Consider the following 21,347-nt stretch of genomic DNA (forward strand, 5'->3'; position numbering starts at 1 on the left):
CCTTGTGGGTTTCGCTGCTGGTGGAGCGAGGTAGCGGAACTTGTTGGTGCGGGGTGGGAATTGTTCTGAGGTCAGGGTTTTCAGCGGTCGCCGCCTAGGGCTGCCCGGAGGAATTCGATTTGGAGCAGGAGCAGGTTTTCCGAGGTGGTCTCGTCGGTGGGCATGTGGCTGACGCCGGGCAGCGAGAGCATGGTGTGCGGGCGGGCGGCCGCTTGCAGGGCCGCGGACAGGCGCAGGGAATGCGCGGGGAAGACGTTGTCGTCGACGGTGCCGTGCAGCAGCAGCAGGGGACGGCGCAGGTTCTCGGCGTCGTCGGCCAGTGAGCTCGCGGCGTAGTCCTGCGGGTTCCGCGCGGGGTCGCCGAGGTAGCGCTCGGTGTAGTGGGTGTCGTAGAGCCGCCAGTCGGTCACCGGGGCACCGGCGATGGCGGCGTGGAAGACGTCCGGGCGGCGCAGCACGGCGAGTGCCGCCAGGTAGCCGCCGAACGACCAGCCGCGGATCGCGACCCGGCTCAGGTCGATCTCCGAGCGCTGTTCGGCCAGCGCGTGCAGCGCGTCGACTTGGTCCTGCAGCGGAGGTTCGGCCAGGTCGCCGCTGATCGCGCGGTCCCAGGACGGGCCGCGGCCGGTCATGCCGCGCCCGTCGACGATGACCACCGCGTATCCCTGGTCGGCGAACCACTGAGAGGTCAGGTAGCCCTGCCGCCGGGCGAGCACGCGCTGCGCCTGCGGACCGCCGTAGGGGTCGAGCAGCACTGGCAGCGGGCCGTCGTCAGGAGTGTGGCCGTGCGGCAGCAGCAGTGCGGTCCGCAGCTCCCGGTCACCGAGGCGCAGCAGGTCCACGTTCGGCACGATCGAGGGCGTTTCGGGGTAGGAACGGATCTCCCCGAGCACGCGTTCCCCGTCGGCCAACCGGAATCGGGAGTGCTGGGAGTCCAGGCCGGAGTGGGCGAGCAGGGTGGTGGTCCCGGTGCGGACGGCGTTGTGCACGCCCGGTTCGGCGCTGATGCGTTCGGCGCCATCGGCGGTGCACCGGTAAAGGTGGACTTCGGCCGGGTCTTCGGCGGAGGCCGAGACCAGGACGTCCTCGCCGATGTCGATGATCGACCGCAGTTGCAGCGACTCCGGAGTCCACGGCTCGTCGCCGACGAACAGGCGGTAGGAGTCGCGGTCGACGCCGATCCGGACGAGTTCACCGCTGGGGTGCCAGGCCGGCCACCCGGGTTTGATCTCGATCCAGTGCTCGTCGGTGTCGCGGTGCACCTCGCGGGTGCGCCCGGTGGCCGGGTCGACCGCCAGCACCAGCTGAACTCGCTGATCCCGGCTCTGCACCGTGATCAACGGCGGACCGTTGCGGGACCAGTGCGCGGTGACCAGGTAGGGGTGGGCCTCGCGGTCCCATTCGACGTCGACGGGCGCGGTGTCCACGCCGAGCACGGTGAGGCGGACGTCGGCGTTGGCGGTGCCCGCCGAGGGGTAGCGCAGGGTGCGCGGCTCCTTCGCCGGGTCCGCGGGGTCGGCGAGGTACCAGTGCTGAACGGGTTGTTCGTCGACTCGGGCCGCGAGTACCGCCGTGCCTTCCGGAGACCACCAGTAGCCGCGGTAGCGGGCCATTTCCTCGGCCGCGATGAACTCGGCGGCGCCCCAGGTGACGGTGTCGGTCTCGGGTTCGGCCAACGCCCGGTCGCCGGTGCCGTCGGTGTTGATCAGGCGCAGCGCCCCACCGGAGAGGTAGGCGATCCAGCGGCCGTGCGAGTCCGGCCGCGGGTCGGCGACGGGTTGCCGTGCGGGCAATTCCCGGACGGCGGCGGTGTTCAGGTCGGCGTGGAACAGCTTGCCGGACAAGGTGAACGCCACCTGGGTTCCGGCGCTGTCGGTGGCGTAGCCGGTGATGCCGGTGGCGCGTTCCCTGGAACGTTCGCGCCGGGCCTGTTCCTCGTCGGAGACCTCGTCGTTGATGAGCAGCGCGGCCGGGTCGGCGACGAGGGATTCGGTGCCGGTCGTGACGTCCCAGCGCCACAGGGCGTTGCTGCGGTCCGTTCCGCTGGCGGAGCGCAGGAACAGGACGGTCTTGCCATCAGGGGTGATGGTGAAGGTCCGCGGCACGCCGAGAGTGAAGCCCTGGGTGCGCGCGCTGTGGCGGGGAAACGACGGAACGGACGGCATACCTGCACTTTGCCAGCTTTCCGGATGTGAACGGGAGTCAGGTCGCGTCGGCGTGTCGGCTATTGACAACCCGTATTGATCAACGGAAGTGTTCACTTCGCGTGTTCGGGCAAGTCCGCTGCGTGTCGAGGAGAGACGAGTGCCGATCCGGTGGTCCCGAGTGCGAGGAATCCTGTTCGCGCTGCCGATCCTGTTGGCGGCCACGGCGCACGGTTCCGCGGCCGCGCCGCGCTCCGCCAGTGACGCGACCTACTACAACGACGCGTCGTTGCCCGCGGCCGACCCGTTCGTGCTGCGCGATCCGAGCAGCGGCGACTACTTCGCCTATTCGACCGATGGCGCCGACCCCGGTCACGAATTCGCGATCTACCGCTCACCGGACCTCGTGACGTGGCAGCGGCTTCCCGGTGGTGCGCTGAACATGGGCGACGGAAACCAGTGGGGCCGCGACTGGTTCTGGGCGCCGGAGGTCTACCACAATCCCGCCACCGGCCGGTACTTCCTGTTCTACTCGGCGCGATTGCGGGACGGGATCGCCGAGCACTTCGGATACGCCGACTTCGAGGAACCCAGCAAGGTGGGCGTCGCGGTGGCCGACTCGCCGGCCGGGCCGTTCCACAACATCACGCCGGGGCCGATCGATTACCACCCTTACGATCCCGATTACCACGACGTGAACCTCATCATGGACGCCGAGCAGAAAAAGCCGCCCGCGACTTTGGAGGAAGGCCGGACGGCGCCGCTGGGCACCTACATCCCGTTCATCGACCCCAACGTGTTCTTCGACGACGGGCGGATCTTCCTGTATTACTCCCGCAACGCCTACCGGAACTGGGTGTGGGATCACGATCTCGGGAAGTACATCGAAGAATCCAACGTTCTCGTCGTGGAACTGACCTCGGAATGGTGGGACGACCCCGCCGGGACGACGATGCCGCAGATCGAGCCGAGCTACCGCGATGCGAACCGGGATCCGGACGACCCGCCAGGGGTGCGCAAGGACGGGTTCACGCCGATCATCGACTACGCCTCGGACCCGCAGCCGTGGGAGAACGCGCACGTCAACGACTACGCGGAGACCGGGGGAGCGGAGAAGGACCGGCGGTGGTCCGAAGGTTCCACGGTGGTCAAGACGACCACTCGCGAAGGCAGGCCGCGGTATTTCCTGACGTATTCGGCGAACAACTTCGCCAACAGCTTCTACGGCGTCGGGTACGCGGTGGCGGACGACCCGCTCGGGCCTTGGCGCAAGAGCCCGGCGAATCCGGTGCTGTCCCAGGACGAACGGCTCGGCATGTACTCCACCGGGCACGGCAGCGTGATCGCCGGACCCGATTCGACCGAGTTGTACTACGTCCATCATGGGCGTCCGTCCGCAGAGCTCGACCGCAGGCTCTACACCTCGCGGCTGCGCCTGGACCAGGATCGGCCGGCGCTGCACATCGATGGGACGACCGAGGATCGTCCGGTGCCCTCCGGTGTCGCGCCGTACTCACTGGCCGCGGACCGGCCGGTGATCGATGTGAGCGGCGGGCGCGGGGAGGTCGGCTGGCGCGTCGGCACCGGCTCCGGAACGGCGATGCCGTTGGGGAATCCGCTGAATCGGGTGGAACCTCAGGTGGATCCGGCTAGCGGGCTGAGCGTTGAACCCGGCGTGGACGGGGCGGTGGTGCACGGGTCTCCGGACGGGGTGGCGGCGTTGCGGTTGAGCTACCAGCGCCGGGTCTCGGCCGGGCACTACGTCGAGGTGAATCAGGACGCTGGTCCGGTGGCGGTCACGGTCCCGGTCGCTGACTGCGCTGCGACGATCAACGGGCCACAGGCTGATGTGGTGGTGTCCGAGGGCGTGACGTGCATCGTGGACGCGCGGGTGCGCGGTTCGGTGCGGGTCGTTCCCGGTGCCTCGGTGATCGTGGTGAACTCGACCATCGACGGGTCCGTGCACGCCGAATCGCCGGGGGCGGTGTGGCTCACTGGCGGCTCGGTCGCCGGGCCGGTCCGGGTGCGCGGCGCTTCGGGGCAGGTGCGGCTGGACGGTGTTGAGGTGGGCGGTTCGGTGACGTTGACGGGGAGTGCGGCGCCGGTCGTCGCGGGCTCCGTGATCGAGGGCGCGCTGCGTTGTTGGGGCAACGAGCCCGCTCCCGTCGATGAAGGCCGGACGAACGAGGTGCGCGGAGCGGTGCAGGGACAGTGCCCTGAGGCGTAGGTCTTTTGTTCGGTCCGGCCTGCGTGGGTGTCCGGGGAGCGGAGCCTCAGCGGCTTCCTCGCCGCGGGATCCATTTCTGATGTATGTCCGATACGCGGTGAAATCCCTGTCCTGGCCGGTGTCCTTGCGAAGAAGCCGCTGAGAACCCGCCGGTGGTCGTTCGCTCTAGCCGGTCAATGTGCTTCGCCGCTGACAGGACGACTACCAGAAGACTCTTCCGGTAGGACTCGTGCGCCGCTGAGTCGGGTGCTCGATGCCGGGATTTCTCCCTCGCAGGAGGGATTCGCCGGTGTGTCGGACGGGGGTGCGAGGCCCGGGGTTCCTACGTTCGCGGTGCCCGAAACGCCCCTCGCACCGCGTCGCCGCCGGCGGTGGTGCCGTCCGGATGAGAGCTTCCGATGGATCTCACGGTCGTCGTTCCCTGCTTCAACGAACAAGACGGACTTCCGCGCCTGCACGCTGAATTGCTGCGGGTGCTGCCCGGCGTGGCCCCCGAGTACGAGGTGGTGGCCGTTGACGACGGCAGCACCGACCGGACCTTGCCGACGCTGCGGGAACTGGCGGCGTCCGATCCTCGATTCCGGTATCTGTCGCTGAGTCGCAACTTCGGCAAGGAAGCCGCGGTGCTGGCCGGTTTGCGGCGCGCGCACGGCAGGCGCGTGGTGATCATGGACGCTGATCTGCAGCATCCACCGGAGTTGCTGGGGCGGATGCTGGCGGTGCTGGACTCCGGGCACGACCAGGTCGTGGCGTGCCGGGATCGCTCCGGGGAGCCCCTGTCGCGGCGGCTGCCCGCGCGGGTCTTTTACCGACTGCTCAACAGGTTCTGTGAGATTCGGGTGCCTGATGGCGCCGGTGATTTCCGAATGTTGACCCGACGGGCGGTGCAGGCGCTGCTCGCGTTGCCCGAACAGCACCGGTTCTCCAAAGGCCTGTTCGCGTGGATCGGATTCGACACCGCGCACGTTCCGTTCAGCGGTGGTGCTCGCCATGGCGGGAGGTCTCGGTGGACATGGCGAGCTCTCGTCGAACACGGTTTGGACGGCTTGTTCTCCTTTCATCGCAGGCCGTTGCGGCTCGCCGGGTACCTCGGAGCACTCGTCGCCACAGCCGGTGCGGTCCAAGCGCTCCGGGTTTTCGCGACCGGCGGTCCGCTGCTGCCCTCGTTGCTGCTGTGGGCGTCCGGGGTGCAGCTGCTGCTGTTCGGCGTGGTCGGCGAGTACCTGGGCCGGATCCACCTCGAAACGATGGGGCGCCCGCATTTCCTGGTGAAGGAGTCCGGCGGACTCGCACTCGGGATCGGCCCCGCAACACCCGATCGCGGCTACGACGTGCTGTGCGCGCCGCCCGCCGAGCGGGTGTAGGCGATGTCGCCGGACAGGGGCGGACGGTCCTTGCTGCGGTTCGCCGGAGTCGGCGGGGTGAACACCGCCGTGCACTACGGCGTCTACATCGGACTGTCCGCGGTGACTTCGGTGTTGTCGGCCCATGTGGTCGCGACGGTCACCGCGATGGGCTGCTCTTACCTGCTGAACTGCCGGTTCACTTTCGGCGTTCCGCCGAGCGTGCGGTCGTTGCTGTGGTATCCGGTTTCGCACCTGGGTGATCTGGTCGCCGGTACGGCCGCGATGGCGATCCTGACCGGAGCGGCCGGGCTCGACGCGCGGGTCGCGACCATCGCCGGAGGTGTGGTCGTCACGCCCGTCACCTACCTGCTCACGCGTGCCGTGCTCACCCGCGGTACGCGTCGCCGGGAAGGAGCACCGACGTGATCGCGGTGCGGGCTCGGACGGCCGTCCCCGCAGCGCGGGACGCGGGTGCCGCCTGCGGTGTGGCGGTGCTCGTCGCGTTGCTGGCCCAGTTACCGGTGATGGTGAATCCGGCGTTCTACTTCTGGGACGACAGCGCCGCGCAGTTCCTCCCGATGTGGCATCGGCTGGGGGAACGGGTGCTGGCCGGTCAGTGGCCGCCGCTGCTGGAACCGGACTCGTGGATGGGCGGCAACATCGCCGCGGAAGCGTTGTTCGGGGTGTGGAATCCCGTGCACCTGGCGGAGTTCGTTCTCGTCGTCGCCATCGGAGACCTCGCGGTGGCGGCCGTTGTGGTCAAGACGCAGTTCCTGATGTTGCTGGGAGTGGGGACGCATCTGCTGTGCCGGGAGTACGGCGCGTCCCGGCGGGTGGCCGCCGTGTTCGGCGTGGCGCTTCCGGTGTCCGGGTTCGTGCTGTACTTCCAGGCCGCCACCTGGGCGGGCGGGCTGATGGGCCTGGCCTGGGTGCCGTGGGCGTGGTGGGCGTTGCGACGAGCAGGCCGCGGCCGCGGGCCGGTGTGGGCGGCGTTCCTGCTCGGGTACTTGTGCGTGTCGGCCGGTGATCCGTACGCGGTGCTCGCGCTGGTGCTGGTGTGCGCGGGGCTGCTGCTCGAACTTCGGCTGGAGCGGGTCGGGTTGCGGCGGTTGCTGATCGCGGGCGTGTCGGTGGGGCTGGCGGTGCCGCTGGTGTTCCTGCCGGTGCTGGCGACCGCGCCGGTCGGTTGGCGCACGGGTCTGCTGCTGTTCAACGTGGGACTGCTGGCGCCGGGGCCGGGTGATCTGCTGAACATGAGCGTCGCCGGCTTCGTGCCGCAGATCCTCTCGTTCGGCTCGTTCCGGATGACGGTGCCCGCGTTGTACTTCGCCTGGTTCGCGGTACCGCTGGTTCCCTGGCTGGATTGGCGAGGTTCGTGGCTGCGGGCGAGGCACTGCGCGACGGCGTTCGTCGTCGCCGGTGCGGGCGTGCTGCTGTGCCTCGGGCCGTCGCAGGTGGGGATGTTGCGCTGGCCGCTGCGGCACCTGCCGGTCGCATACCTGGCGTTCGCGGTCGTGCTGGCGGTGACGTTGAGCCTCGGGGTGCGGGTCGATCACCGTCGGGTTCGGGGCGGGTGCACGCTGCTCGGGGTGGCGCTGTGCGGGTACTTGTCGTTCGCGGCTTGGCCGTCGCTGTGGGCGCGGCACGCCGTGTCGATGTTGCTGATGGGGTCGGTGCTCGGCCTGGTGCTGCTGGCTCGACGCGAGTTCGTGGCGTGGGGACTGCAACTGGGAACCGTCGTCGCGTTGGTGTGCCAGGTGTGCTGGTTTCCGGCGAACCACGACGTCGCCGTGTACTCGTTCCCCGCCGAGGTGCGGCGGGTCCGCGCGGATTTCGCTGACCTGCGCTCGGGAACGGTCGTGCAGATCGCGGATCGGGGCCGGATCGCGGCGCACGACGTCGAGTCCGGTGCGGCATGGCGGCGGCTGTTGTTCGGGAACATGCATGCGATGGCCGGGGTGCCGAGCCTGGTGTCCTACACCGGGATCGGTTTCCGCGCGCTGCACGAACGGCTGTGCTTGGGGTATTTCGGCGCGCAGTGCCCGGATTCCTATCGCCGGTTGTGGGAGGTGGACGAGACCGGCGTGCCGTTGGCGGACCAGCTGCGGGTGCGGCACGTGGTGGTGCAGCGGCGAGCGTTGGACGCTCCGATTCCGCCGCCCGGCTGGCGGGTGGCGGATCGGGATGCGGCCGTCACCCGGCTGCAACGGTCAGGGCCGGTGCGGTGGCTCGAGGGTCGGTTGAGCGTGGCACGGGACGTGGACGTGCTCGCCGACGTCGAACGCTCGACACGTTCCGAACTGGTGCGCTTCGCTCGCGCGGGGCCGCGCGCGGAGGTCGTGTTCGCCCGCCTGGCGTGGCCCGGATATCGCGCCACCGTAGGAGAAACGGAGCTGCCCGTCCGCGCGACCTCGGCGGGACTCGTGCGGATCGAGCTTCCCGCAGGAACCCGCGCGGGCACGCTGCGGCTCGACTGGAGCCCGCCCGGGTATCGCGCGGGCATCGTGCTGGTGATGGCCGGGGCGCTGCTGGCGTTGTCGGCCGGGAGGAGGTGGGCCTGATGGGTGGACATTGGCGCGGTGCGGTCTTGGCGGTCGCCGCCTGCGTGCTGGTGTCGTTCGGTCCGGTGCCCGCGGCCGCGGACGTCGGTGCGGCGCGGTACGTGCAGGTGGTGGCGCATCCCGATGACGACATCCTGTTCATGAACCCGGACCTGGTCACGTCGGTGCGTTCCGGGGCGCCGGTGACCACGGTGTACCTGACGGCGGGGGAGAGCGATGTGCGGCCGGCGGAGCCGTACGCGGCGGCCAGGCAGGCGGGGAGCCGTGCCGCGTTCGCCGAGATGGCCCGAGTTCCCGACGAGTGGGTCCGGTCCGCGACCGAGATCATCCCCGGCGGATTCGCGGAGGTGCACGAGCTGCGGTCGCGACCGGGGATCAGGCTGGTGTTCCTGAACCTCCCGGACGACAACGATCCACTCGCACTGGGCGGAGAGCACGCCTTGAGCCGACTGTGGACGGTCGGCGACTCGGTGCGCACAGTGGTGCCTGAGGGAACACCGATACCGGGGCCGTCCGAGTACGATCGGGAGCAGTTGATCAGCGCGCTCGGCGAGCTGTTGCGGCGATACGACCCGACGATCGTGCGGACTCAAGACCCGCTGCCGGATCCCCGGTATCAAGCGCACTGGGCGGGACACGACCACCCGGATCACGTGGCGACCACGCGTTTCGCGGAGGCGGTGACGGCACGGCACGGGCGCTCGATCCGCGTGGTGCACTACCGGGGTTACAACGTGGCCGATGCCGCACCGAACCTGTCGCCGGAGGTCGTCGCGGCCAAGCGGCGGATCTTCGCGCGCTACGCGCCGCACGATCCGATGGTCGGGCTCGGTGAGCCGTACGCGACGTGGTTGCGCAGCATGCGCTACCGCTGGCCCGCGGGCGCGCATCGGATCGAACGGGACGGCCGCGGACGGCTGCACGTCGGGGAAGTGCGCGACGGACGGGTCCTGCTGGGTGAACTGGCCGGATCGCGGATCCGGCCGGTGCCGTTGCCCGCGCCCCCGGTGCGATCCGGTGACGTGACGTTCGTGCCGGGCGGCGCAGGGCTCCGGGTGCTGGTGCAGGACCACTCGACCGGGGCGCTGTACTCGACAGGGCAGGACGCGACCGGGCGTTGGCGGCCGCAGTGGCGGACCGTGGCGCCACCCGGTGCCGGCGCCCCGCTGGGAGCGGCCACCGCTTCTTCCACGGTGGATGGGAAGTTGGTGGTGGCTCGCTCGGACGCGCGAACCGGGGTGAACGTCCGCATCGGTGACGGGCCGTGGGGCCGGCTCCGGGTTGATGACGCCGGAGACGTGGCGGTGGTCCGTGGACGCGGTGGGGTCGTGCACGTTTTCGCCGCCACACCAACAGGATTGGCGCACTGGGCGGAGGCCGGGGGTGAGTTCGTTCCGGCGCCGGTTCCGGCCGGATCGCGTCCGTCCGGGCCGTTCGGGACCGCGACCGCCGCGGACGGCACGGCATTGCTGGCGTTCCGGGAGGCCGAACACGGTGCGCTCGTGGTGCTCGCCGAACAGGGCGAGGCGGGCGCCGGCCGGGCCGGAGGATGGCGGATCCGGGCGCGAGTGCACTCATCCGGTGGCGGATCCGGCCCGGCGCTGGCGGCACCGATCGGCGCCGACCCGGTGCTGGCCGTGCGAACCGGGCTCGGTGGCACCGAAGTGCTCCACCTCGGCCCGCGCGGCGTGCGGCGCCACGTGCTTCGCGGGGTGGTGGCGGACCGGCCTTCGCTGAGCGCGGACGGCACGTTGTCCGCCCACGCCGACGGAGGTGCCCTGCTGCTGAGCGAGCCCGATCCCGACGGCGAACACCGGCATGTCGCACACCATGAGCGAAACCAGCGGTAGAAATATCAACAGGAATGTTAATATGCTTCACTCGAATGTGCGATCAAGTGCCCCGGTGGGCTCGTGCTCAGTCCACGGGTGCGAGGTGAACCTCGGAGTGCTCCCGCATCGACTCCACCAGTGCGGGCTCGAGCTCTCCCGCCAGCAGCACGTGGTCGAAGTCCGCGACCGGTGCGAGCCGGTGCAGTGCGGTGCGGGCGACCTTGCTGGCGTCCATCATCAGCACCCGCGTACCGGCACTGTTGATCATCGCCCGCTTCACCAGCACGATCTCCTGCTCCTGGTGGAACGTCATCTGGGCGTTCATCGCCGAAGTGGACAGGAACATCAGGTCCACCGACAACCCGTTGATCATCTCCTGGCAGGGCAGGCCGATGTAGGAGTCGTGCGTGCGGGAGTACTCGCCGCCGATGCTGATCAACCGCACGTCCGGGGCCTCGCGCAACGTCTCGTGCACCTGCCGGTAGTTGCTGACCACGGTCAGCGGGCCGACATCGGCCAGCAAGCGGGCGAGGGAGAGCGCGGTCGTCGAGTCGTCCAGCAGCACCGACATGCCGGGGGTGATCAACGGCAGCGCGGCGGCGGCCAGCGCCTCCTTCTCCCTGGTGTGGGTGTGCAGGCGAAAGTCCGAGCTGCTCTCGAAGACGGTGGAAGGCTGTGCTGAGACGCCGCCGTGGAACTTGCGCAGCAAGCCGCGCCCGACCAGGTCGTCGATGTCGCGGTGCACCGTCATCAGGCTGACCCCGGTCAGCGTGGACAGTTCCGCGGCGCTGGCGAAGCCGCCCTCGACGACGTGGTCGATGATCTGCTGCTGGCGCAGGAGCCGAGGGGACTGCTTCTTGGGTGCGGACGCCATGGCCGCCATCTTGCCTCCTTGCTCCGTGAGGGCGGGCACGACCGGCTGGAACACCGAACGTATCACCAGTGCAGTGACATTTAACTATCTCGCTGTTAATTTGAGCGTCATCACTGAACGGGTGGAGGTACATCGATGACGCAGCCCGACGGCGGCACGCCGGGCGCGCACCGCGCGGTCGTCTTCGACATGGACGGCGTCCTGGTCGACAGCGAGCACTTGTGGGAGCGGATGTGGGCGCGCTTCGCGGCCGCCCGCGGCAGGACCTGGACGGCAGAGCAGACCCGCCAGGTGCAGGGCATGAGCGCCCCGGAGTGGTCCGCGTTCCTGACCCGGTTCAGTCTCGCCGAGGAATCCGCTTCGGAGACCGAGCGGATCGTCGTCGACGACATGATCGTCGCGCTGGAGGACGGTGAGATCCAGCTGCTGCCCGGCGCCGAACGCATGGTGCTGGAGGTGTCCGACCGGACTCCGATCGCCCTCGCCTCATCGGCTCCGCGCAGGCTCATCGACGCCGTGCTCGACCTGCACGCGCTGAGCGACCGCTTCACCGCCACCATCTCCAGCGCTGAGGTACCGCGCGGGAAACCGAGCCCGGACGTGTACTTGACGGCCGCGAACAAACTGCAGCGGCACCCGCGGGAGTGCCTGGCGGTCGAGGACTCCAGCAACGGGCTGCGTTCGGCGGCGGCCGCCGAGATGACGGTGGTGGCCATCCCCAGCTCCGACTACCCGCCCGCTGAAGACGCGCTGACCGGAGTGTCTTTTGTGGCCGCGGACCTCGACGAGGTGCGTGTCCGGCTGCTCGAATCGTTGACGACGCCCGTCGCGGGCTGACCGAGTCGGACGGAGGAGTCTGGACATGACGAAGGTGCTCGCTGCGGGCGACCGCTTCGTGGATCCGCAGCTGTTCGTGAACGCGCTGATCGAGCAGGCGGCCGGGCACGATTTGAGCTTCAGCACGCTGACCACGGGCTGGCCGGTGGAGCCGTTCGGCCCGGTCGGCGGAGTGCGGGAGGCCAGCGGCACCGAGCAACAGGTGCTCGAAGCGCTCGGCGACGCCGAGATCCTCGCCACCCAGATGGCGCCGGTGACCGCGGGAGTGCTGGGCAAGAGCCCCAACTTGAAGTTCGTCGGCGTCGCGCGCGGCGGCCCGGTCAACGTCGATCTCGCCGCGGCCACCGAGGCGGGCGTGATCGTCAGCTACACGCCCGCGCGCAACGCCGCTGCCGCCGCCGAATTCGCGGTCGGCCTGATCCTGGCCGCGCTGCGCCGCATCTCGAACTCGGACGCGGAGCTGAAGGGCGGCAACTGGCGCGGCGACTACTACGCCTACGAGAACGCGGGAGTCGAACTGGAGGGCTCCACCGTCGGCCTGGTCGGCTACGGCGCGATCGGGCGCATCGTGGCGCGGGTGCTGTCCGCGTTCGGCGCGCACGTGCTGGTCGCCGACCCGTTCGTGCGGCAGGCCGACGCGGACCGGGACGGCGTGCGGCTGGTCGAGCTCAACGACCTGCTGCGGGCGAGTTCGGTGGTGAGCCTGCACGCGCGGCTCACCCCGGAGACCGAGCACTTGATCAACGCGACGAACCTGGCGCTGCTGCCGGAGGGCGCGGTGCTGGTGAACTCCGCGCGGGGCGGGCTGCTGGACTACGCGCCGTTGCCGGAGCTGCTCAAGTCGGGCCGGTTGGGCGGGTTGGCCGTGGACGTCTACGACATCGAGCCGCCGCCGCGAGACTGGCCGCTGTTCGACGCGCCGAACGTCATCACGACCCCGCACCTGGCGGGGGCCACCCGGCAGACCGCGGATCGCGCGGCGGCCATCGTGGCGGGCGATGCAGCGTTGTTCCTCAACGGCCACCGTCCGCGCCACGTGGCGAACCCGGAGGTTCTGGACAGGGTGGAGGGCCTGCGTCCATGATCATCGGAGTCGATGTCGGTACCTCGGTGACGAAGGCGTCACTGCTGGGCCGGGACGGCTCGGCCCGAGTGACCCACAGCGTGCGCAGCGCCCTGCACCGCGCCCCGGGCGGGCGGGCGGAGCAGGACCTCGACGAGGTCGTGGCATCGGTGATCACCGTGGTGCGCTCGGTCGCAGCCGAGGCGGACGGCCGGGTGCAGGCGCTGGCGATCACCGGACAGGGCGACGGCCTGTGGCTGCGCGACGCCGTGGGAGCTCAGGTCGGCCCGGGTTTGTCCTGGCTGGACGCGAGGGCCGCACCTGTGCTGGATCGCTGGGAGTCGGAAGGCGTGCTGCGCCGGGTGTACGGCCTGACGGGCGCGGGAATGTTCCCGGGCTCGGCGGGGCCGCTGCTGGCCCACCTGGCCGAACACGAGCCGCAGCGGCTGGACCGGGCGGAGGTCGCGGGCTACTGCGTGGACGCGATCGTGCAGCGGCTCACCGGCGAGATCACGGTGGACGCTTCCGACGCGTCGTTGCCGTTCCTCGACGTGCCCACGCGCACCTACAGCGCGGCGGCGCTGGAGGCCTGCGGGCTGAGCGGATACCGGCGGCTGCTGGCGGATCCGGCGCCGCCGGGCCGACTGTTCGCGCTGGATTCCCGCAGCGCCACCGAATTGGGGCTGTCTTCGGGATTGCCGGTGTCGGCGGGACCGTTCGACCTGCCCGCCTGCGCGTTCGGTTCGGGAGTGCGCGACGACGGCGACGGAGCACTGGTGATCGGCACGACGCTCGGCTGCCAAGTGCTGCGCGACGAGGTCGCGATCGACCCGGACACGGATGCCGCGGGAATGTGGCTGGCCACTCCGCAGGCGGATCGGTACCTGCGGGTGATGCCCGCGATGGTGGGCACCGCGAACCTGGACTGGGTGTTGCGGATGGTCGGCGCGGGAGTGGCCGACCTGGAGGACCTGCTGACGGCGAGCCCGCCCGGAGCCAACGGGGTTTCGGCGCTGTCGTTCCTGTCGTCCTCCGGTGAACGGGCGCCGTTCGTCGAGCCGCATGCCCGTGGCCAGTTCACCGGGCTGTCCTTGGAGACCGCTCCGGCGGACTTGGTGCGGGCGTTGTGCGAGGCGGTCGCCTATGCGGCCCGGCACAACCTGGAGTCCGCGGGCCTGACCCGCGAGGTCGCGGCCTGCGGCGGTGGCGCGAGGTCGGCGTCGTGGAGCCGGATCTTCGCCAGCGTGCTGGGCCGGCCGCTGCACGTGCCGCACGAGGCAGGCGTCGGTGCGCGCGGTGCGGCGATGACCGCGTGGGAGTCGCTGGGTGAGCCGGTCGATCACGAGCAGTGGGCGAGCGCCCGGCACACGGTGGAGCCGGACCCGGCGGCAGTGGAGTTTTACGAGCGCGGTTATCGCGCATACCTGGAAGCGATAGAGCGTGCCCGGCCGGTGTGGCGGTCGGGGGAGGAGAATCCGGATGACTCGTCTGTACGACGATCCGGCGACGTTCACCGAGGACATGGTGGCCGGTTTTGTGGCCGCCAATCCCGGTTACGTGCGCGAGGTTCGCGGCGGAGTGGTGCGTGCGCGACGTGCGCGCCGCGGCAAGGTCGCCGTGGTCACCGGCGGTGGATCCGGGCACTACCCGGCGTTCTGCGGTGTGGTCGGGCCTGGTTTCGCCGATGGCGCGGTGATCGGCAACATCTTCACGTCGCCGTCGGCGGAGGACGCCTATTCGGTGGCGAAGGCCGCCGACACCGGCGCGGGCGTGGTGTTCTCGTTCGGCAATTACGCCGGGGACAACATGAACTTCGGGCTGGCCGTGGAGCGGTTGCGCCGGGAGGGGATCGCCGCGCACAACGTGGTCGTCACCGACGACGTGGCGAGCGCTTCGGCTGCGGACATCGGCAAGCGGCGTGGCGTGGTGGGCGACTTCGTGGTGTTCAAGGTCGCCTCGGCCGCCGCGGAGGAGGGCTACGCGTTCGACGAGGTGGTGCGGGTCGCCGAGCACGCCAACGACCGCACCCGCAGCTTGGGCGTGGCCTTCGACGGCTGTACGTTGCCGGGCAGCCCGGAGCCGTTGTTCGAGGTTCCGGACGGCCGGATGGGGTTGGGACTGGGCATCCACGGCGAACCCGGAGTGTCCGAAGTGGACATGCCGAGTGCGGCGGATCTCGCCCGCACCCTCGTCGACGGGGTGCTCGCCGAAGCCCCCGAAGCGCCGGGTACCCGGCGGGTCGCGGCGATCCTCAATGGGCTCGGCGCCACGAAGTACGAGGAATTGTTCGTGGTGTGGAAGACCGCGTCGAGGCTGCTGGCCGAGGCCGGGGTCGAGGTGGTGGAGCCGGAGGTGGGCGAGCTGGTCACCAGCCTCGACATGGCCGGGTGCTCGCTGACGCTGACCTGGCTGGACCCGGAGCTGGAGCGGCTGTGGAGTGCGCCCGCCGACTCGCCCGCTTACCGCAAGGGAAGCATCGTCGAGTCCGATGCGGACGATGAGATCGTGGAAGAGGCGGCCGAGGTGGTCGCGGAGGCGACCGCCGTGGCTCCGCAGGTCGGTCAGGAAACGACGCGGCTCGTGGTCACCGGGCTGAGGTCGCTCAGCGAACTGTTGCACGCGGCCGAGGACGAGCTGGGCAGGCTCGACGCGGTGGCGGGCGACGGTGATCACGGCCGGGGCATGTCGCGGGGCAGTGGAGCCGCCCTGGAAGCCGGGGAACGCGCCGCGGGCGAAGGCGCCGGTCCCGCGGCGGTGCTGATGGCCGCCGGGGACGAGTGGGCGGCGAAGGCGGGCGGCACTTCGGGTGCGTTGTGGGGAGCGGGTTTGCGTTCCTTCGGGGATCTGCTGCCCGACGATCGGGAGGTCACGGCCTCCGACCTGCTCGCCGGGGCGCGAGCCGCGCTGGAGGCGGTGCAGCGCCTCGGCCGCGCCGAGGCGGGCGACAAGACGCTGGTGGACGCGCTGATCCCGTTCGTCGACACGCTCGACGCCGCGATTCGGGACGGTGCCGAAGCCGGTGCCGCCGTCCGGAAGGCGGCCGCGGAGGCGACGGCCGCAGCCGAGCGGACCGCCGAACTCACCCCGCGCACCGGGCGCGCGCGCCCGTTGGCCGAACGCAGCGTCGGCACCCCGGATCCCGGAGCCACGTCGCTGGCGATGGCGCTGAACCGGACCGTGGACGTCCTCGGTGGACAAGAACTCGACTCGACAGAGGTGAAGTGAGATGGCGGAAAATCAAGGATGGCGTGTCGTGGTCGGTTCCGATGACGCGGGACTGGACTACAAGGACGTGCTCAAAGCCGACTTGGAGCAGGATCCCCGGGTGGCCTCGGTGGTCGACGTGGGCGTCGGTTCCGACGAGCACACCGACTACCCGCACGTAGCCGTCAACGCCGCGCGCAAGGTCGCCGCCGGCGAGGCCGATCGGGCGTTGCTGGTGTGCGGCACCGGGCTCGGCGTGGCGATCAGCGCGAACAAGGTGCCGGGGGTGCGGGCGGTGACCGCCCACGACAGCTACTCCGTGCAGCGATCGGTGCTGAGCAACAACGCTCAGGTGCTGTGCTTCGGACAGCGCGTCGTGGGCCTGGAACTGGCGCGGCTGCTCGCGGGGGAATGGCTGGACCTGCACTTCGACGAGAGCTCGTCGTCGGCGAAGAAGGTCGCGGCGATCGGCGAGTACGAGCCCGACCCCGGCGCGGTGCGTTGAGCTCGCTCCTGGAGGAGGAACGGGCGGAGGTCATCCGCATCGCCCAGAAGATGATCACCGATGGTCTGGTGGTGGGCACTTCGGGCAATGTGTCGCTGCGCAGCGGTGAGCTGGTGGCGGTGACCCCGTCCGGGGTGGATTACGACGAGCTCACCGTCGCCGGCGTCCCGGTGGTGCGGCTCGACGGCACCGTCGTCGACGGTGAGCTCGCGCCGACCTCCGAGTTGCCGATGCACCTGACCGCGTACGCCGATCACGCGGCGGACGCCGTGGTGCACACGCATTCCTTGCACGCCACGGCGTTGTCGTTGCTGCGCGACGATGTTCCGGCGGTGCACTACCAGCTCGCGGAGATGGGCGGGGTGGTGCGGGTCGCCGAGTACGCGACGTTCGGCACCGACCGGCTCGCCGAGAACATGTCGGCTGCGTTGGAGGGTCGTGGTGCGTGCGTGCTGCGCAACCACGGCACGGTGGCGGTCGGGTCGACGCTCGCCCGCGCCTACAACCGGGCGCGGCAGCTGGAGTGGCTCTGCGAGCTGTGGCTGACCGCGCAGCGCGCGGGCCAACCCCGGTTGCTCGACGACGTCGAGCTGACCCGCTGCGCCCAGCAGTTCCAGCACGCCACCCGAAGCTGAGGCTCCCCGCGTCGCGAGCTCCCGGCTCGATCCAGGTGAACAGCCCATGCGACCGATCACGGGCAAATGGGCCATTCACCTGATGGCGTCGACGGAATGAGTGCCTCCTTCGCCCGTTCGCATCGGGTGAAGGAGGCGCTCACCCGGAGGCTGCTCAGGCTTGGTTCCGGGGGAAGGAGGCGAAGTAGGCCGCCGCCATGTCCTTGTCCCCGTGTCCCGCCTCGGCGGCGCGGGCGAAGCGGGCACGGACCGCTTCGGCGACGTCGAGGTGCAGTCCATCGGCGGCTTCGGCGATCAACCCGGCGTCCTTGCGGGCACCGTCCACAGTGAACGCGGGGGTGAAGTCGCCGTTGAGGATGGCGCTTCCCTTGATGTGCGCGTACGGGGAGTCGACCGCGCCGCCCTCGATGGCCTCCAAGAACCGCCGAGGATCGACGCCGAGGGAGTCGGCGAGCGCGATCGACTCGCCGACCGCGTTGGTCAACGCCAGCACCCAGTTGTTCGTGGCGAGCTTGAGCCGTGTCCCGTCCCCGTGCGCCGCATCGGTGCCCAGCCACAGGGTGCGGCCGCCGACCGCGTCGAACACCGGCTGCGCCCGGTCGCGGACGTGTTCGGCGCCTGCCGCGAGCACCGTCAACGTGCCCTGCACCGCGGGGCCGCGAGTACCGAGCACGGGGGCGTCCACCAGCGTGAGGTCGCCCGCGACGTCGGCGACCTTCGACAGTCCGTCCAGCCCGACGGTCGCCATCTGCAGCCATGGGGTGCCCGCGGGCAGTCGCGCGGCTGCGGCGCGGCCCGCTTCCACCGTCGCATCCGCGTCCAGCAGCATCGTGACGAGCAGGTCCGCGCCGCGGGCCGCGTCGGCGGGGCTCTCGGCGACGGTGGCTCCGTCGGCGGTCAGTTCTTCCGCGCGGGCGCGGGTCCGGTTCCAGGCGCGCACGGCGAAACCGTTCGCGAGCAGGTTGCGCACCATCGGAGCGCCCATCGTCCCGGTTCCGAGGAAGGCCACGGTCGTCATCGCTGCACCTCGACATGTCGTGATCGTCCGGGCGGGAAATCGCCCGGCCCGATTGTGCGGCATCGCCCACCGCGGCACCCGGAGGCCCGCACGTGCCGACCGGTCCGCTCGACGTGGATTCGCGGTCGCGATCCGGATGGTGGCGCGATGGTCGCGGCCCGGTATCGCGTTGGTGTGAAAGGAGATTCTTGGGGTAGCGGGCTGCGATACCGTCCGGGTGGGTCGTGCAGTCGATCCGGACAAGTCGAAAGGAAGCCACCGTGCAGGAGTGGGAACTCGGTCGAGTCCACCGCAGCAGCATCGGCGATGTTCGCTGGGATCGACTCGGCGAACCGGAGAAGGAACCGGTCGTGCTCTTGCACGGGACGCCTTTCTCCTCTTTCGTCTGGCGGGGCGTCGCCCGCGCCCTCGCGCCGCATTTCCGGGTGTACGTCTGGGACATGCCCGGTTACGGCGCTTCGGAGAAGTACACCGGCCAGGACGTTTCGCTGGCCGCGCAGGGCGAGGTCTTCGCGGAACTACTGGAGCACTGGGAATTGGAGCGGCCCGCCGTGGTCGCGCACGATTTCGGCGGTGCCGTCGCGTTGCGCGCGAACCTGCTGCACGGAGCCGATTACGAACGGCTCGCGGTCGTTGATCCGGTCGCGCTCGCGCCGTGGGGTTCGCCGTTGTTCCGCCTGGTGGGCCGGCACGTCGAGGTTTTCGAACAGCTGCCGCCGGCCATCCACCGGGCGTTGGTGCGCGAGTACATCAGGTCGGCAAGCCACCGCGGCCTCGGAGAGTCCACTGTGGACGCATTGACCGAGCCGTGGCTCGGAGAGTCCGGCCAGCCCGCGTTCTACCGCCAGATCGCCCAAGCCGATCAACGGTTCACCGACGAGGTGCAGGGCTCCTACGGGACGCTTCGGATGCCGACGATCGTGTGCTGGGGCGCGGAGGACACCTGGATCCCGGTGCAGAAGGGGCACGAACTGGCCGCGTTGGTGCCCGGAGCCGACCTGCGGGTGATCTCCGGCGCCGGGCACCTCGTCCAAGAGGACGCCCCCGCCGAACTCACCGCGGCACTGTTCGCGTTCCTCCGGAGCTGAGCCCCCCCACAGAGGTACCGCGACGTTCGGAACCGTCCGTTAATCGCGAGGTCATCGCAGGTCACCGCGCCGAAACATGCTCAGTGCAGAGTTGAGCCATGACAGCTGCACAGCACCGCGAAGCTCCGGCGAAGCGTGGCCGGGGGACCTGGACGCGTGAAGTGATCGAGCTGGCCCTGCTGTGCGTGACCGCCGGTGTCGCGCACCTGGTCATCGCCGGGCTGCGGACCTTCGACACCGGGGCTTACCTGCTCATCACCCTCGGCGCGCTGCTCATGGCGGGAGCCGCCGCGCGGCACATGTGGGTGCACCGGCCGCGGGCCGTCGCGGACGAACGGACCCCGGGACCGGAACTCGTCGCGCGTCCTCGCGCTTTGTGGCGGCTGCGCGCCTCGGTGACCGACACTCCCGGCCGGCTCGCCGAAATCGCCGCCGGATTGGCCGGGCTGGGCGGCAACATCCGCACCGTGCACGTCCACCCCGTCGAGGACGGGGCGGTCGACGAGGTGCTGGTGCACGTGCCCGAGACGGTCGGCGCGGACGAACTGGTGCAGGCCGTTATCGACGCGGGCGGCCGGGACGTCACCGCCTCTCCCGCGGACGTGCGGGAGCTCGACGACGTACCGGCCCGGGCGTTGAACCTCGCCGCGGGCTTGGTCGACGGGCGCGGCGACCTGGTCCGGGCGCTGCTCGGCACGCTAGGGCCGGCCGAGGTGAGCTGGCAGGAGGAACCGCACGCGGACACCGGGATCGACGGTGCCGCCGGGCGGGTGCTGTGCCTGTCCGCGCCGGGCGGTGGCGTGCTGGTGCTGGAACGGGCCGGTGCCTCGTTCACCCCGGCGGAGTTCGCGCGGGCGCGGGCGATGGTGGAACTGGCCGCGACCTGCCGCGGACGCCTGCGGCCGGAGGCCGACACGATCAGCACCACCGGCGGCGAGGAACTCACCGTCCGCCTCGCCGATCGCGACGATCTGAACCTGGTCACCGAGTTCCACACCCGGTGCTCGGCCGCCGCGCGGTACCGCCGCTACTTCGGCCCCGGACCGGCCGGTGACAGCGGCGTGCTGCGGCTGCTCACTCCGGCGCTGGGCCGCTCGCTGCTGGTGCAGGACCCGGACGGTGAGGTCGTGGCGATGGGGAATCTGATGCGCGACGCGCGGTCGGCCGAGGTGGCGCTGCTGGTGCGCGACGACTGGCAGCGCCGCGGTATCGGCGCGCAGCTGGCCGGGAAGCTGATCGAGCAGGCCGTGGCGTCCGGCATGGACGCGGTCCAGGCGCACACCCACGTCGACAACACCGCCATCGCCCGCACCCTGCGCGCCGCCGGCCTGAAGCTGGTCGGTGTCCCCGAACCGGGGGAGTGGAGCTGGTCCCGTTCGCTCACGGCCGCTCCGGCACGCTGAGGGGCCTTTCCGCGTGGCCCGCGCAGGTGTCCGGGTGGCGGAACCTCAACTGTCTTCTCGCGGCGGGACCTTTTTCCGTGGCTCCGCCACGGGGGAGAAGCCGTCCTCGCGAGAAGACGGCTGAGAATCCGCCGGTGGTCGGCCTGCTTGGCTGGTCACTCGCCGCTGGCAGAGACAACGACCGCAAGGTCATTCCGCGAGGCCCGAGATCTGTGGCGGCGATCCGGGTGTGCGGGCGTCATGCTGGGGCGATGGACGAGGACGTCATCCCGATTCTCCGTGTCGAAGCGGCCGACGTGGCGGTCAAGTGGTACGAGCTGCTGGGGTTCACCGCCCAGTGGGAGCACCGCTTCGAGCCGCACCTGCCCGCGTTCGTCGAGGTCATGCGCGGACGAGTGCGCCTGTTCCTGTCCGAGCACGAAGGCGATGCCCGCCCGGGGACGCTCATCTACCTGCGGGTCGACGACGTGGACACGATCGCCGCCGGGTTCGGCATGCGCCCGGAATCCACGCCGTGGGCACGGGAGATCGAACTGCACGACCCGGACGGCAACCGCCTGCGCATCGGCACCCCGCTGGGCTGAGCGCCGACGGGAGAACCGCCGTGGTG

The 21,347-nt window shown here is 70.4% G+C and carries 16 protein-coding genes and 1 pseudogene; 14 read left to right on the forward strand and 3 right to left on the reverse strand.

Going from position 1 to position 21,347, the window contains the following annotated elements:
* Positions 1-80: 80 nt before the first annotated feature.
* Complete coding sequence (locus tag H2Q94_RS09845; protein WP_243794140.1) at positions 81-2,165, reverse strand: S9 family peptidase; 2,085 nt, start codon at positions 2,163-2,165, stop codon at positions 81-83.
* Between the two features lie 139 nt (positions 2,166-2,304).
* Here H2Q94_RS09845 and H2Q94_RS09850 point away from each other — a divergent pair, with 139 nt between their 5' ends.
* From H2Q94_RS09850 to H2Q94_RS30630, 5 genes are all read left to right on the forward strand, one after another.
* Positions 2,305-4,371, forward strand: a complete 2,067-nt coding sequence (locus H2Q94_RS09850) for a glycoside hydrolase family 43 protein (RefSeq protein ID WP_243794143.1) — start codon at positions 2,305-2,307, stop codon at positions 4,369-4,371.
* A gap of 398 nt (positions 4,372-4,769) precedes the next feature.
* The gene (locus H2Q94_RS09855) at positions 4,770-5,735 is read left to right on the forward strand and encodes a glycosyltransferase family 2 protein (protein WP_243794145.1); all 966 of its coding nucleotides are present in this window, start codon (positions 4,770-4,772) and stop codon (positions 5,733-5,735) included.
* Between the two features lie 3 nt (positions 5,736-5,738).
* The gene (locus tag H2Q94_RS09860; protein ID WP_243794148.1) at positions 5,739-6,143 is read left to right on the forward strand and encodes a GtrA family protein; all 405 of its coding nucleotides are present in this window, start codon (positions 5,739-5,741) and stop codon (positions 6,141-6,143) included.
* Positions 6,140-8,278, forward strand: a complete 2,139-nt coding sequence (locus H2Q94_RS09865; RefSeq protein ID WP_243794150.1) for a GtrA family protein — start codon at positions 6,140-6,142, stop codon at positions 8,276-8,278. Before H2Q94_RS09860 ends, H2Q94_RS09865 begins: the two co-directional genes overlap by 4 nt.
* Positions 8,278-10,128: a PIG-L family deacetylase gene (locus tag H2Q94_RS30630; protein ID WP_309501139.1), complete on the forward strand. Its 1,851-nt coding sequence runs from the start codon at positions 8,278-8,280 to the stop codon at positions 10,126-10,128. The genes H2Q94_RS09865 and H2Q94_RS30630 overlap by 1 nt, the downstream gene beginning before the upstream one ends.
* Before the next feature lie 67 nt (positions 10,129-10,195).
* Here the strand turns inward: H2Q94_RS30630 and H2Q94_RS09875 are convergent, their stop codons facing one another.
* On the reverse strand, positions 10,196-10,984 hold the full coding sequence (locus H2Q94_RS09875) for a DeoR/GlpR family DNA-binding transcription regulator (protein WP_243795638.1): 789 nt from the start codon (positions 10,982-10,984) through the stop codon (positions 10,196-10,198).
* A gap of 135 nt (positions 10,985-11,119) precedes the next feature.
* Here H2Q94_RS09875 and H2Q94_RS09880 point away from each other — a divergent pair, with 135 nt between their 5' ends.
* The 6 genes and pseudogenes from H2Q94_RS09880 to H2Q94_RS09905 all read left to right on the forward strand — a co-directional run bounded on the left by H2Q94_RS09880 (position 11,120) and on the right by H2Q94_RS09905 (position 17,228).
* Positions 11,120-11,821, forward strand: a complete 702-nt coding sequence (locus H2Q94_RS09880; protein WP_243794151.1) for an HAD family hydrolase — start codon at positions 11,120-11,122, stop codon at positions 11,819-11,821.
* A 25-nt stretch (positions 11,822-11,846) separates the two neighbouring features.
* Entirely contained in the window at positions 11,847-12,905 is a 1,059-nt protein-coding gene (locus H2Q94_RS09885) for a 2-hydroxyacid dehydrogenase (RefSeq protein ID WP_243794152.1), read from the forward strand.
* Positions 12,902-14,344: pseudogene (locus H2Q94_RS09890) on the forward strand (FGGY family carbohydrate kinase); the annotation flags it as partial. The gene H2Q94_RS09885 and the pseudogene H2Q94_RS09890, both read left to right, overlap by 4 nt.
* A 19-nt stretch (positions 14,345-14,363) precedes the next feature.
* On the forward strand, positions 14,364-16,109 hold the full coding sequence (locus H2Q94_RS09895; RefSeq protein WP_243794153.1) for a dihydroxyacetone kinase family protein: 1,746 nt from the start codon (positions 14,364-14,366) through the stop codon (positions 16,107-16,109).
* Between the two features lies 1 nt (position 16,110).
* A complete protein-coding gene (locus tag H2Q94_RS09900) occupies positions 16,111-16,593 on the forward strand; it encodes a ribose-5-phosphate isomerase (protein WP_243794154.1) in 483 nt (160 codons plus the stop codon).
* Positions 16,590-17,228 carry a class II aldolase/adducin family protein gene (locus tag H2Q94_RS09905; protein WP_258718676.1) on the forward strand — a complete coding sequence of 213 codons (639 nt, stop codon included), beginning with the start codon at positions 16,590-16,592 and terminating at the stop codon, positions 17,226-17,228. Before H2Q94_RS09900 ends, H2Q94_RS09905 begins: the two co-directional genes overlap by 4 nt.
* Before the next feature lie 154 nt (positions 17,229-17,382).
* Here H2Q94_RS09905 and H2Q94_RS09910 read toward each other — a convergent pair whose 3' ends face one another.
* Complete coding sequence (locus H2Q94_RS09910) at positions 17,383-18,246, reverse strand: NAD(P)-dependent oxidoreductase (RefSeq protein ID WP_243794155.1); 864 nt, start codon at positions 18,244-18,246, stop codon at positions 17,383-17,385.
* A gap of 260 nt (positions 18,247-18,506) precedes the next feature.
* Here H2Q94_RS09910 and H2Q94_RS09915 point away from each other — a divergent pair, with 260 nt between their 5' ends.
* The 3 genes from H2Q94_RS09915 to H2Q94_RS09925 all read left to right on the forward strand — a co-directional run bounded on the left by H2Q94_RS09915 (position 18,507) and on the right by H2Q94_RS09925 (position 21,321).
* On the forward strand, positions 18,507-19,334 hold the full coding sequence (locus tag H2Q94_RS09915) for an alpha/beta fold hydrolase (protein WP_243794157.1): 828 nt from the start codon (positions 18,507-18,509) through the stop codon (positions 19,332-19,334).
* 98 nt (positions 19,335-19,432) lie between these two features.
* On the forward strand, positions 19,433-20,737 hold the full coding sequence (locus tag H2Q94_RS09920; RefSeq protein WP_243794159.1) for a GNAT family N-acetyltransferase: 1,305 nt from the start codon (positions 19,433-19,435) through the stop codon (positions 20,735-20,737).
* 251 nt (positions 20,738-20,988) lie between these two features.
* Complete coding sequence (locus tag H2Q94_RS09925; RefSeq protein ID WP_243794161.1) at positions 20,989-21,321, forward strand: glyoxalase superfamily protein; 333 nt, start codon at positions 20,989-20,991, stop codon at positions 21,319-21,321.
* The last annotated feature ends 26 nt before the right edge of the window (positions 21,322-21,347 follow it).

The sequence above is a fragment of the Saccharopolyspora gloriosae genome, from assembly GCF_022828475.1.
Classification (GTDB): Bacteria; Actinomycetota; Actinomycetes; order Mycobacteriales; family Pseudonocardiaceae; genus Saccharopolyspora_C; species Saccharopolyspora_C gloriosae_A.

Excerpts from the sequence above, each read along its gene's own strand:
- H2Q94_RS09920 (WP_243794159.1), top strand. The coding sequence starts at position 19,433 with ATGACAGCTGCACAGCACCGCGAAGCTCCGGCGAAGCGTGGCCGGGGG.
- H2Q94_RS09910 (WP_243794155.1), bottom strand. The coding sequence starts at position 18,246 with ATGACGACCGTGGCCTTCCTCGGAACCGGGACGATGGGCGCTCCGATG.
- H2Q94_RS30630 (WP_309501139.1), top strand. The coding sequence starts at position 8,278 with ATGGGTGGACATTGGCGCGGTGCGGTCTTGGCGGTCGCCGCCTGCGTG.
- H2Q94_RS09900 (WP_243794154.1), top strand. The coding sequence starts at position 16,111 with ATGGCGGAAAATCAAGGATGGCGTGTCGTGGTCGGTTCCGATGACGCG.
- H2Q94_RS09895 (WP_243794153.1), top strand. The coding sequence starts at position 14,364 with ATGACTCGTCTGTACGACGATCCGGCGACGTTCACCGAGGACATGGTG.
- H2Q94_RS09880 (WP_243794151.1), top strand. The coding sequence starts at position 11,120 with ATGACGCAGCCCGACGGCGGCACGCCGGGCGCGCACCGCGCGGTCGTC.
- H2Q94_RS09875 (WP_243795638.1), bottom strand. The coding sequence starts at position 10,984 with ATGGCGTCCGCACCCAAGAAGCAGTCCCCTCGGCTCCTGCGCCAGCAG.
- H2Q94_RS09885 (WP_243794152.1), top strand. The coding sequence starts at position 11,847 with ATGACGAAGGTGCTCGCTGCGGGCGACCGCTTCGTGGATCCGCAGCTG.
- H2Q94_RS09925 (WP_243794161.1), top strand. The coding sequence starts at position 20,989 with ATGGACGAGGACGTCATCCCGATTCTCCGTGTCGAAGCGGCCGACGTG.
- H2Q94_RS09860 (WP_243794148.1), top strand. The coding sequence starts at position 5,739 with ATGTCGCCGGACAGGGGCGGACGGTCCTTGCTGCGGTTCGCCGGAGTC.
- H2Q94_RS09855 (WP_243794145.1), top strand. The coding sequence starts at position 4,770 with ATGGATCTCACGGTCGTCGTTCCCTGCTTCAACGAACAAGACGGACTT.
- H2Q94_RS09845 (WP_243794140.1), bottom strand. The coding sequence starts at position 2,165 with ATGCCGTCCGTTCCGTCGTTTCCCCGCCACAGCGCGCGCACCCAGGGC.